We start from the raw sequence: 12,666 nt of genomic DNA, 5'->3' as shown, positions 1-12,666 counted from the left end.
AAATGTTTCTAATGAAGGCTATTCATTTTTTAGGTAATAAAGAAATTGAATATGTAGAAAAACAAATACCAAACAATTTAGGTGAGAAAGAAGTTTTGGTAAAAGTAGAGTGTTGTGGATTATGCGGCTCAGATAAGCGCCTTTTCTATCAAGGCTCTAAATACATTCCCGGACACGAGATCTCAGGTGTTATCTATTCTGTTGGAGCAAAAGTAACTATACAAAAAGGAACAAGAGTCATAATTTATATACCTCTTTTTTGTGGGAAATGTAAATTTTGTTTGAACGGGGAGAATAACCGCTGTCAAGAAATTTCAGGATTGATTGGTTGGCAAAGAGATGGCGGATATGCAGAATATGTTAGAGTACCTGAAAGTAATGTAATTCCAATACCTGATGATATCTCAAATACTGATGGAGTATTATTGTTAGATACAATTGGAACGGCCGCTCACGGTATACGATTAGCAATGCAAAGAAATTCATCCCAAACATCCAGTGACAACGTATTGGTTATTGGGTGTGGCCCACTAGGATTAGGTGCAATCTTAACTCTTCAAGCCTTCGGATTTAAAAAAGTTTATGCGTCTGATCCTTCAAAGGAGCGTATCGAACTTGCCAAAGAATTCAACGCTATACCATATTCTAAGAATGATAGTTCAATTGCGGCCGAATTTTCTATAGTTATTGAAGCAAGTGGGAGTGCACTAGGTAGAAAAACAGGAATTTATGCAGTTGAACCAGGAGGAGCATTTGTGGTTATGGGAGAAAGTTCAGAGCCTTTTATTGTAGAGCCGACACCAGAGTTACGAAGAAAAGATTTTTATCTTATCCGCTCTTTCTATTTTCAATTGAATGAAGTGAAAGACAATATTGAATTATATAGGAGACACCAGACGTCATTTCAACGTTTAGTAAGTAAAGTCTCTCCATTTGAAAAGTTTAAAGAAACGTTTGACGAATTTTGCGAAGGGAAAACGGTCAAACCATTTGTAAAAATGAATGGATAAGCATTTTGAAAAAGAGGAGAGAAAATGAAGATAAAGGATTCTGTATATATTGGATTAGACATAGGTTCAACACATATTAAGGCAGCAGCTTATACAACTGCCGGAGATTTAAAATCGATTGCACGATTATCTACTCCTGTTCATGTTTCAAGTGATGGAGGCATTTATCATCTTTCATCAGAACTTTGGGAAAAAACATTAAAGTGTTTAATCGAGTGCATTAATGGAATGAAAGATATCAAAATCAAAGGTATAGGCATTGCGAGTATGGCAGAATCAGGTGTCTTCATGGATGCTGATGGAAAAGAAAATGACTACATTTTAGCTTGGTATGATCAAAGACCTAGTCATTTTTTAAAAGAAATTCAAAAAAAAGTTCCGGCGAAGGAATTCTTTGAACGCACAGGTTTAATACCAGATTCAAAGTATTCACTTTTAAAAATGATATGGATGAAACGATTTATGCCTGATATATGGAAGTCGGCGAGAACATGGTTGAATATTGCAGATTTCATTGCCTATAAACTGACTGGACATATGCAATCCGAAATATCACTAGACAGTCGTACGATGCTATTTAACATAAAAAAACGACATTGGGATCAAGATTTGATAAAGGAATTTGGTATAAAAGACGAACTGTTTAAAGAGCCTGTTCATTCAGGGCAGTTGATTGGGAAACTAGTAGAAGATGTTGCACGGGTACTTAAAATTCCTAAGGGGATTCCAGTCACGATTGCTGGTCATGACCATATTGTGGGTGCCTTTGGTATAGGTGCTATTTTCGATGGGGATGTAACGAATTCATGTGGGACTGCTGAGACGCTTATCATTACAATACCAGAAAAAGATTTAAGCCAATTTCCAACTCTTCCTCCATTTACAATCGGATGTCATGTGATACCAAATCGCCATTATGTTTTATTACCAGTCGGCAGAACTGGAGGTATTGTTGAATGGTTTCTTTCTATTACCGGTTGGAATTATGACCAGTTTCTTGATGTTTTATCAAAAGATGAAATTAAAGATGGGAGTATTGACTTCTTCCCTATTCCCTTTGATGAAGGGAATCAAGTCCAATATGGTTGGTTTGGGGGAGCGATAACACACTCTAATTCAAGTGAGCTTTCACATGCACTAATTCATGGATTGGGTAACTTATTTAGAAATAGGATGGAGCTTTTGGAGAATTTAAATTTTCCCATTGAAAGACTAATGGTCATTGGTGGTTCGACTCAAAATCAATTTTGGATGAGAACAAAAGCTAATATCTTAAATAAAAATCTACAAATTGTTAGGGATTCTGAAGCAGTTGCACGTGGTGCTGCCATTTTAGCAGCTAAAAGTTGTGGAGAAATTGAAGATGTTCCTACTCCTCCTTCTTTAACAATAGAACCTGATCTAAAAGAAATTGATAGATTAGAAGATCATTATAAAAACCGTTATTTAAAAACGATTTCTAATATTAATAAGTAATAAAGAAAGGAATGTTAAGAATGCCACTAGTTTCAGGAAAGCAAATGTTAGAGGATGCTTATAAGAAGGGGTATGCAGTTGGTGCCTTTAGTGTCGACCATTTAAACAGTATAGTAGCAGTAATTAAAACGGCAGAAGAAATGGAGTCACCAGTCATTGTACAAACGGGGCAAGGGACTTTTAAACAAACAAGGATGAATTACTTAGCTGCCCTTGTTAAAGAAGTTGCTACAGAAGCAAAGATTCCAGTAGCGTTACATCTTGATCATGGAACAGGATTCGAACAGGCTATTCATGCGATAAGATGTGGTTATACCTCGTTAATGTTTGATGGTTCACGTTTAAATATTGAAGAGAATATTTCTATTACACAGCAAATTAAAAAAGCATCAAGTACGTTAGGATTGCCACTCGAAGCTGAATTGGGGAAATTGGGAACCAGAGGACAAGATGAGTTCCAATCACTTACTGATCCTGGCGAAGCAGAATTCTTTGTAAGAAAGACAAATGTGAATAGTTTAGCGGTTGCTCTTGGCAATATCCATGCTGCTTATGGTGAAGAGATAAATATAAATCTAGGTCACCTAAAAATCATTCATGATAGGGTAGGAATTCCTATGGTGTTGCATGGCGGGACTGGAGTTTCGCATGAAGATATAAAAAAAGCTATTCAATTAGGTATTAGTAAAGTAAATATTGCTACTGAATGGCGGAGAGCAACCGTTGACTATTTAAGGCGCGAATTAAGTGATGAAAATCAAAATGACTTTTTCACTCTTAATATGGGTGTTCAAAATATAATTTGTGACATTGTGAGAACTAAAATCACTTTATTTGGAAGTCAAGGTAAAGCCTAAGTATAGGGGGGAAAAGGATGATAAATGAAAAAATGTTTGTCAATGGATCATGGGTTGAATCTTGCTCACAAAAAAGGGATGAAGTTAAAAATCCAGCTACTGATGAAAAAATAGGGACTATTCCATCAGCCAATCGCGAAGATGCTTCAAAAGCAATTGAAGCTGCAAATCAAGCTTTTCGACTATGGTCAAAGATGACAGCATACGAAAGAAGCAACATTATGTATAAGGCTTATGAGCAGCTACTAATTAAGAAGGATGAAATCGCAGCGATAATGACTCTTGAACAAGGGAAACCTCTTTCCGAAGCAAAAAATGAAGTGAAAATGGCAGCAGAGTACCTAAAATGGTACGCAGAGGAGGCAAAAAGAGTATATGGCGATACGCTCCCTTCTTCACATCAAAACAAGCGTTTAATGGTGATTCGGCAACCTATTGGTGTGGTAGCAGCCATTACGCCTTGGAATTTTCCAGCTTCAATGATAACAAGAAAAATAGCGCCAGCGCTAGCTGCAGGGTGCACTGTTGTTGTGAAACCATCGGAACTTACCCCGTTCACCGCTGTGGAAATTTTCAAAGTTCTTCATAAAGCCGGTTTTCCAAATGGCACTATTAATTTGGTTACTGGTGAAGGAGCGATAATAGGTAAGGAATTTTTGGAGAATCAAGTAGTGAGAAAGATTGCTTTTACGGGTTCAACTAGGGTTGGAAAGTATTTGTATCAGAATGCTTCAGAGCAGGTAAAAAAGCTCTCACTTGAATTAGGAGGACATGCACCATTTATTGTATTTGCAGATTCAGATATTGATCAAGCCGTTAACTCCTTCATTATAAGTAAATATAGAAATGCTGGACAAACTTGTATTTGTGCAAATCGATTATATGTTGAGGAGTCTATTAAGGAAGCGTTTATAACAAACCTTGTTCAAAAAGTTAAAGAAATGAAAACAGGTGATGGGTTTGATGAAGATATAGATATTGGTCCTTTAATAGATAAAAAGGCATATGAAAAAGTTCACTCTCAAGTAAAGGATGCAGTTAATAAAGGTGGAATTATTTTGACTGGAGGGCATCGTTATCATGTAAAGGGTAAAAAAGGATATTTTTATGAACCTACAATCATTGAAAATGTTGATAATACAATGGATATCTATTATGAGGAAACATTTGGTCCAGTTGCTCCGATTATTACATTTGCTTCAGAAGAAGAAGTCATTCAAAAAGCAAACGATAGCTTATATGGACTGGCAGCGTATGTTTTTACTAAAGATTTAGGTAGATCTTATAGGATGCTAGAAGAGTTAGAATATGGAATTATAGGTATCAATGATCCAATTCCAGGAGTTGTCCAAGCACCATTTGGAGGGTGGAAAGAAAGTGGAATAGGACGTGAGGGTGGATATTATGGGATGGACTCATTTTTAGAAACGAAATATGCTTCAATAGATATTTATTAAAATAATATGAGCAATGCCAATAAAGCAATTTCTTCGGCATTGCTGGAAGGGAGGAGAGATTAATGAAAATAATAGAGATCAGACCTCGTGTAGTTGCTGTCCCTGTTAAGTATCCAGTAGTGTCATGTGTAAGGAAATCCAAAAAAGTTATATTTGTTATTCTGGATATTCTCACTGATGAAGAGATGACGGGTATTTCTTATGTGCAAGCTTTTCATTATCATGGGGCCAGGGCTATAAAAGCTTGTATAAATTATTTAGAGCAATTCCTTATTGGGCAAGACCCAAGACATATAGATGTTTTATGGAAAAAAATGTGGGATGCGACAAAGCTATTGGGACATCAAGGATTACCTACTTTTGCAATATCTTTAATAGATATTGCCTTATGGGATATTGCAGCAAAGGCCGCAAACTTGCCCCTGTATCAATTTTTGGGTGGAGAGAGGCAAGCTATTGAGGCTTATCAAAGTGATGGCTTGTGGTTAGAGTCACAAGAGCTTGTATGCAAACAAGCGGAAGAATTCGCCAATCAAGGATTCCGAACACTTAAAATGCGTTTAGGTAGAGCGAATGTTGATGATGATATTAGCTTACTAAAGGAAATTCAATATGTGCTTGATGATAAAATGGAGCTTTTATGTGATGTGAACCAGGGGTGGGATACAGAGATTTCAAATTACATGGATAGATACCTACAGTTATATGGGATTCGGTGGATTGAAGAACCTATTGATGTGGAAAATTTAAAAGGGTATGGAGATTTAGCCAAATCTATGGTTACACCACTTACATTTGGTGAAAATTTATATCATATTAATTCCTTTCTAGCCTTTTTGGATATGGATAATTTGAAAACGCTTACCCCTGATCTACAAAGAATTGGCGGTATAACAGGATGGATGAAATTAAACGTCTTATTCGATCTTTATAATAAATTTTCATCTATACATTTATTTCCAGAAATAGCGGTGCATTTATTTCCACTTATTAAAAAGAAGCGGAAATTAGAATGGGTAACTTGGGCAACACCATTATTTAAAGAACCACTAGCAATAGAAAATGGTTATGTACAAATGCCGCAAGGGAAAGGACTTTGTTTAGAGTGGGATGAAAGAGCAATAAGTGACATGCAAGAATAAGATCAAATAAATGGAGGTTAGTGGTATGACTGCGGATCATTCGATGAGGAAGGTTGTTATAGGGAGTTTTATAGGTGCTTTAATTGAATGGTATGACTTTTTTCTTTATGGAACAGCAGCTGCACTAGTATTTAATAAAATATTTTTTAATCATACAGATCCTCTAATTGGAACGTTATTATCCCTTACTACATTTGCAATTGGCTTTATTTCTCGGCCACTAGGTGGAATCATTTTTGGGCACTATGGTGATAAGATCGGACGTAAGAAGGTTCTTATTATAACAATCTTAATAATGGGATTATCAACGTTTTTGATTGGCTTAATGCCGTCATCACAAACTATAGGGATATGGGCACCTATTCTATTATGTATACTAAGAGTGTTGCAGGGGATTGGAATTGGTGGAGAGTATGGTGGTGCAGCATTAATGACAATCGAACACTCACCAAACTCAAAAAGGGGTTTCTGGGCAAGCTTACCTCAATCCGCTTCTCCAGCAGGTATTTTATTATCTACTGGGATGTTTACCTTAGTTTCTAAACTACCTGAAGCACAGTTTATGTCATGGGGATGGAGAATTCCATTTTTAATAAGTATTGTATTACTTCTTGTAGGAGTGTTTATTCGTAGCAATGTGGAGGAATCACCTGAATTTAAAAAAAATGTCTTAGAAAAAAATAATGAGGCTAACATGCCAGTTGTTGAAATTTTACGTACAGATCTTAAAAGTGTCCTTATAACATTAGGCGCTCGCTTTGGCGAGGCAGTTTCATCAAACATCTTTAACGTATTTGCTATTGCTTATATAACGACGCAATTAAAATTTAATACAACGGTTTCAACTACAGGAATAATGTTGGCTTCAGCAATTAGTATTATTGCTTGTCCAATCTTTGGAATCATTTCAGATAAAATAGGTCGGAAAATTATTTATTTGATCAGCGCTTTTTTTGTAATGGCTTTTGCATTCCCATTCTTTGGTTTACTCAATACAAAAATTCCCTTGCTCATTGCTTTGGCAATAATTATTGCTTATACCTTTGGTCCTACAATGATGTTTAGTGTTCAATCTGTTTTGTTTGCAGAACAATTTGATACGAAAGTTCGTTATACAGGTTTGTCTATAGCCTATCAATTTTCATCTATTTTAGGAGGGCTAACTCCTTTAATTGCTACAACTTTGCTTGTCCCTTTGGATGGAAAGCCGTGGTTAGTCTCTATCTTTTTGCTGATAATTGGTTTAATCTCTTTTGTTTCAGCCTTCTTTGCAAAGGATAGTATAGCTAAAAGTAGAAAAAAAAATAAAAAAATTGCATGATAAGAGGCTAACTTGTTTAGTAGCCAATTAATAAAAATCATAGAAAAATAAGATCAACTTATGTACATTAATTATTTGTAATAATATATTCCCCCCCTCATTTATTTAAGAATAAAATGAGGGATTAATTTTTTAATATAATTATTCCTAGACTATTCATAGAAGTTCCCAAAACACAGTAAAAAGGCTTATCTATCAAGTGGTTTATTCTGTATTTCAACGCATCAACTAAATGAAAAAATCCGTTTCTGATAAGGTTAAAACGACGAAGAAATAACCATCAGAAAGGCTTCTTATAATGGCTCCTTTACCGCAAATAACGCTTGATTTCAATCGTAGAATTAAATTGTCAAATGATAGAGGAGCCCTTTCCTCCGATACAGGTGAGTTCTTATTTCGAGAATTTGACGAAAAAATTGGTTTTTCACAAACTCTGATTCAACACCTCAAACTAAAGGATGAAAGGCGTTACTTTGTTCATGCGAATGAACAGCTGATTCGCCAAAACTCTATCAAATGATCGCCGGATATTCCGAAGATAATGCGGCTGATCAATCTAGAGGGACAAAAGAATATGCAGATTCAAACGATACGGACAAAGATCATTAAAGTCGCTAGTAAATTAGTGAAATCCGGGTGATCTTTGTCCTTCAAATGTTCTTCCAGTTTCGTGTATCAAGCGTTTTTTTGGGACATACTACAGCGCATTCAAAGGCTAAAACTAGAGTGATTGGAGCGTATGGCACGAGACTCCTACGGGAACAGCACGTGTCCGAAGACCCCGCAGGAAGTGTCTTTCTTCCGAGGAGGCTGAGGCCGTGCCCGTGGAAAGCGAGTGCCAGGAGCGGAAATCACCTACCCATGCTATACCCAATTTCAACATTTATTTTCGCGCCAAGGGAAAAGTATGCCCAAAAACAGATAACTTTTTAGTGCACGATCATTTTATTGCTTCATCGCAGTGAATTTCTCAATATTATTCCTAATATAGTTTGGTCTTGAACTGAAATCTCGTTTTTCTTTGAAGGATGAATAAATCAGGTTATTTGTACTTTTCCAAGACATGAATTTTTAATTAACCTATATTATCTGATGAAAGATTTACATAGGCAATCTCATTGCTATGAAGAGTTTGATATGAAAAAATATATAGATACTAGGATGACCTAGGAGGGGGATCTGTTTAAGTAGTAATGGGTATAGAATACTATAATTAAAGTACTTAATAGTTTAAAGTCCCTTATGCTTACGGATTTCCTCTATAATTGAAAAGGAGATTTCTTATATGGAAGAGAGGAAGCAATTAGAGAGGTCTTTAAAACCGCATTGGGTTTGGGCTGTTGCTTTTGGATCAGCTGTTGGTTGGGGGTGTTTTGTACAACCAGGGGCATGGATGGGACAAGCAGGACCGCTGGGTGCCATCATTGGTTTATGTATCGGTGCTCTTTTTATGATTGTGATTGGTTTAAGCTATGGAACGCTAGTTAAACACTTTCCGGTATCTGGAGGGGAATTTGCTTATGCTTACGCCAGTCTAGGACGCATTCATGCGTATATTTGTGGGTGGTTTTTAACATTAGGATATTTATCGATTGTGGCATTAAATGCAACGGCACTTGCCTTAATGGTTAAATATCTTTTTCCTAGCGTCGTGAAGCATTTACTCTTATATACTGTTGCTGGCTGGAATGTTTATTTTATCGAAATTGTCATCGCAAGCCTAGCGCTTTTTGTTTTCTGTATCTTAAATATTCGTGGTGGTGGGCTTTCTGGAAAATGGCAATTTATCTTTTGCCTGATTCTTGCAGCCGGTGTTCTATTTCTCGGTATTAGCATGAGTATAAGTCCTGATACATCGTTTCATAATATCAAACCGATATTCAAACCAGGAACTTCAGCGATTTCTGGAATTCTTGCAATGGTGGCGATTGCGCCCTGGGCTTATGTAGGATTTGACAGTATTCCACAAGTTGCTGAAGAATTCAATTTCTCTTCAAATAAGGCATTAAAACTTATCATTTTGTCACTTGTTGCCGCAGGGCTCGTGTATTCATTAATGATCTTTGTAACGGCGATGTCGGCTCCTTGGCAAAGCCTATCAACATCCATTTGGGGGACTGGGGATGGTGTTGATGAAGTTCTTGGTCATGTTGGCATGTTTGTTCTTGCAGTAGCCTTATGTATGGGTATTTTCACGGGTATTAATGGCTTTATCGTGTCAACAAGTCGTTTGATGTTTGCTATGGGAAGAGCAAGGATTCTACCCCAAGCCTTTGCTAAGCTACATGCTAAGTATAAAACCCCTTATGCTGGTATCATTTTTACATGCTCGATCTGTCTCTTAGCACCTTGGTTTGGCCGCAATGCGCTAAATTGGATTGTTAATATGTCTTCGACAGGAGTTACGATTGCCTATTTTTATTGCTGCCTGGATGCCTATAAATTTTTTAGATGGTCCAAACAGTCCAAAGGAGATAGGTTGATCGCCCCAGTTAAAAAGGCCTTTTCGCTTTTGGGTATTCTTTTCAGTATGGCCTTTCTTGCTCTCCTTGTTGTTCCTGGTTCGCCAGCCTTTTTAAATAAGCCAGCATGGATTGCTTTAATAATATGGATAATCATCGGGACTATTTTCTATATAATAAATGGAAAAACATTTCGAAGCATACCAAAAGCGGAAATGGATTATTTAATTTTGGGGAAAGAGAGTCAAACGGACAATATGGCTTCTTTAGAAAAAACAAATTAAACAGCAGTCAATGTTATGAGTTAAAAAACATGGAGAGGTTAAAACTCCATGTTTTTTTACTACCAGGATTTATAACTTCGCTGACGCTCATAAAGGAAGATAGTGTAAGGCGGGCTTTGACTATCGCCACCTGAGGCTTGCGGGCACCCTAAGTGTGTGATTGGCAAAAATCACAACAGGCGTACCAGTGAAGGGGTGCAAGCCAAGTTTTCTAAAAGAAAGTATAAAATTTCTGATCATGAGAATGGTGCGGCTTTCCGCTCCCGGACGCTCGCTTTCCGCGGGTGAGTGGTAAGCCCCCTCGCGCCTTCGCACTGCTAAGGGCTTACCGATCTCCCACTTCCCGCAGGACTCTAGTATCCACATCATGAGTCAGCGGCGCCCGCGGAACACATGATTTTAGAGTGTTCCGAATCGAGCGCCTTGAGCTCCCATCCACTTGATCAGGCAATGAAGCCTCTTTCATATTGGATGATGCTCTATACTAAGGACAAGAACAGGGCATGCTTTTTGCCCGGTTTTTCTTATCAGTTCTTTTCTTATAAGGTGTTGAAAGCCTTAGAACCAGCAACTTAGACTGGCACTAGAAAAATAGGCGTTGCCTTATTTGAAGGGGGACCTTCCTGTCTATTGTTTAGTTTTCTTTTAATGTTGTAGAAACAAATTCTAGGAAAGTGCGTACAGCAAGATAGCTAACGGCTTCTTTTGTACAATACATCCAGGCTAAACGTTTCAAAGGAATCCCTTTTTTATTTAAAAGTGGGACACAACAAAGATCGTGTTCGGATTTTAGGCATGATCCCGTTAAGATGGAATAGCCAAGACCCGCTCTAACGAATTCTATACACGTTTCGGCAGTATCGACGTCCATGGCGATTTTAGGAGGGACTTGGAAATAGTTTGTCCACCATTGGTCAATCAATGACTTTAGAGATGGGTTCGTCCGATAATTAATTCTTGATAAGTGGGGGAGGTCCTTAAAATCGACAGGCTCCTTTGAAACCAAATAGATATTTTCTTTTGTTAACAAGTGTTTGTAAGGTGCCCATTCCATATCCTCCCTTAGAAAAGCGATATGGATATCATTGCGGGTTAACGAGCTCACTAAAGGGGAGCTTAATCCTGTAACCACATTGAAATCTACTTCAGGATATAATTGAATAAATTTTGATAAAAGATCAGGAAGATAATACTGAGCGATTGCAGTAGAAGAGCCAATATAGATCGTCCCTTTGACCTTCTCTTCCATGGAATAGATATTTTCACGAATTCTCTTCAAATCTTTAGTCAGATGCTTTGCATATCTTATAGCAATATCTCCTTGAGGTGTTAAATGGAGACCTGAATTACTTCTTACAAATAATTGAGCCCCAAAAAAGCTTTCAATTTTATTAATACGATAGGTTAAAGCCGGTTGAGATATGAAAAGCTCTTCAGAGAGCCTTGAGATGCTTCGTTCCTTATCCATCATAGATAAAATAAACCAATCTCTTTCATCCAATCTTAATCTACTCCCTTTTTATTAAAGTCCATCTTGAGTTCTAGAAACAAAGGATTTTTTAGATCGATCATTCAAGCTTTCTTCCGCTATAAAAAATGTTTATGGACAATCATAAATTTGTTATGGTTTTCATTATAACTGTAAGCGCTTATAATTTGAATAGGAGATCACTTTACATTTGAAATTTAATGTCATCATCATGAATGGGTTGGAGGGATAAGAATGATTGAAAGTGTAGGCATTATCGGATTAGGAAATATGGGAAGTACGATAGCTAGGCGATTATCAAATACATTTAAAATGATTGGTTATGACATTGACCAGCAGAAACGAGAAATGCTTCGTCAACAGGGGATAGAATGTGCAGAATCACCAGAAGAGCTCGCAGCAAAGGTTAACGTCCTTTTACTTTCTCTACCAAGACCAGAAATCTCTTTACGGACATTAGAATCCGTTTGTTCTTATTTACAATCAGGATCCGTTGTCATAGAAACCAGTACCGTTTCTCCTGCAGATGCAGGTCGATTTCATGAAGTCTGTGCCCCCTATTCTATTGATTTAGTGGATGGAGCCATATTAGGTGGCATCTCACATGTTGAAAATGGGGTAGCGACCTTATTAATGGGCGGACCCTCAGAGGTTATTCACAGTCTTAACCCTGTGTTGGCAGAGTTATCGAACGATATCAGGATTATGGGTAAAGTAGGGACAGGTATGGCGGCTAAGATTATTAACAATGCCGTTGCGCATAATGTGATGGTCATGATTATTGAGGCTGCGGCCTTAGGAAAAGAATTAGGGGTTTCTACAGAAGCTATCTATCAATTACTCAGCGGTGAGACAGCTCTATTACGACCGCTTACCCATCGCTTTGGAGAACGGATTATGAATGGTGAATTTGAAGGCGGAATGTCAACAGAGAATGCTAGAAAGGACTCAAAGCTTGCCTTAACTCTTGCTCAAGAGCAGGGTGTGCCTCTTTTTTCTATTCAAGCAAGCCACACCGTGTACGAAATTGCCAAACAAGTTGGATTAGGAAATTTGGATTATGCGTCGATCGCCAAGCTATGGGAGGACTGGCTAAATATCAAATTTACGGATTGAAAGACAATGGCGTTCCAGATGGAATAAAGCCATGTTAAAAGGTAGAATCATA

9 protein-coding genes and 1 pseudogene are annotated in these 12,666 nt (G+C 37.4%); 9 read left to right on the top strand and 1 reads right to left on the bottom strand.

The genetic code is table 11. The features are described 5' to 3' along the window. The first annotated feature begins 11 nt into the window (after positions 1-11). The 8 genes and pseudogenes from IEW82_RS01370 to IEW82_RS01335 all read left to right on the top strand — a co-directional run bounded on the left by IEW82_RS01370 (position 12) and on the right by IEW82_RS01335 (position 10,009). Positions 12-1,010, top strand: coding sequence for an alcohol dehydrogenase catalytic domain-containing protein (locus IEW82_RS01370; protein WP_188688092.1), 999 nt, complete (start codon positions 12-14; stop codon positions 1,008-1,010). 24 nt (positions 1,011-1,034) lie between these two features. Then, positions 1,035-2,486 carry an FGGY-family carbohydrate kinase gene (locus tag IEW82_RS01365; protein WP_188688090.1) on the top strand — a complete coding sequence of 484 codons (1,452 nt, stop codon included), beginning with the start codon at positions 1,035-1,037 and terminating at the stop codon, positions 2,484-2,486. Between the two features lie 20 nt (positions 2,487-2,506). After that, positions 2,507-3,343, top strand: coding sequence for a class II fructose-bisphosphate aldolase (locus tag IEW82_RS01360; RefSeq protein WP_188688089.1), 837 nt, complete (start codon positions 2,507-2,509; stop codon positions 3,341-3,343). Positions 3,344-3,360: 17 nt separating this feature from the next. Next, entirely contained in the window at positions 3,361-4,800 is a 1,440-nt protein-coding gene (locus IEW82_RS01355) for an NAD-dependent succinate-semialdehyde dehydrogenase (protein ID WP_188688087.1), read from the top strand. Positions 4,801-4,862: 62 nt separating this feature from the next. Next, positions 4,863-5,942, top strand: a complete 1,080-nt coding sequence (locus tag IEW82_RS01350) for a mandelate racemase/muconate lactonizing enzyme family protein (protein WP_188688084.1) — start codon at positions 4,863-4,865, stop codon at positions 5,940-5,942. 25 nt (positions 5,943-5,967) lie between these two features. Then, on the top strand, positions 5,968-7,263 hold the full coding sequence (locus tag IEW82_RS01345) for an MFS transporter (protein ID WP_229672181.1): 1,296 nt from the start codon (positions 5,968-5,970) through the stop codon (positions 7,261-7,263). A 298-nt stretch (positions 7,264-7,561) separates the two neighbouring features. Continuing rightward, positions 7,562-7,818, top strand: a pseudogene (locus IEW82_RS01340) (transposase); the annotation flags it as partial. Positions 7,819-8,548: 730 nt separating this feature from the next. Further along, a complete protein-coding gene (locus IEW82_RS01335) occupies positions 8,549-10,009 on the top strand; it encodes an APC family permease (RefSeq protein ID WP_188688080.1) in 1,461 nt (486 codons plus the stop codon). Positions 10,010-10,643: 634 nt separating this feature from the next. Here the strand turns inward: IEW82_RS01335 and IEW82_RS01330 are convergent. Next, on the bottom strand, positions 10,644-11,510 hold the full coding sequence (locus IEW82_RS01330) for a LysR family transcriptional regulator (protein ID WP_188688078.1): 867 nt from the start codon (positions 11,508-11,510) through the stop codon (positions 10,644-10,646). A gap of 222 nt (positions 11,511-11,732) precedes the next feature. Between IEW82_RS01330 and IEW82_RS01325 the strand changes: the two genes are divergently transcribed. Continuing rightward, positions 11,733-12,614, top strand: coding sequence for an NAD(P)-dependent oxidoreductase (locus IEW82_RS01325; protein ID WP_188688076.1), 882 nt, complete (start codon positions 11,733-11,735; stop codon positions 12,612-12,614). Positions 12,615-12,666 lie beyond the last annotated feature (52 nt).

The sequence above is a fragment of the Pullulanibacillus camelliae genome (assembly GCF_014642655.1).
GTDB lineage: Bacteria > Bacillota > Bacilli > Bacillales > Sporolactobacillaceae > Pullulanibacillus > Pullulanibacillus camelliae.
The sequence above is the reverse complement of the archived record's forward strand: the minus strand, read 5'-3'. Positions and strand labels throughout refer to the sequence as shown.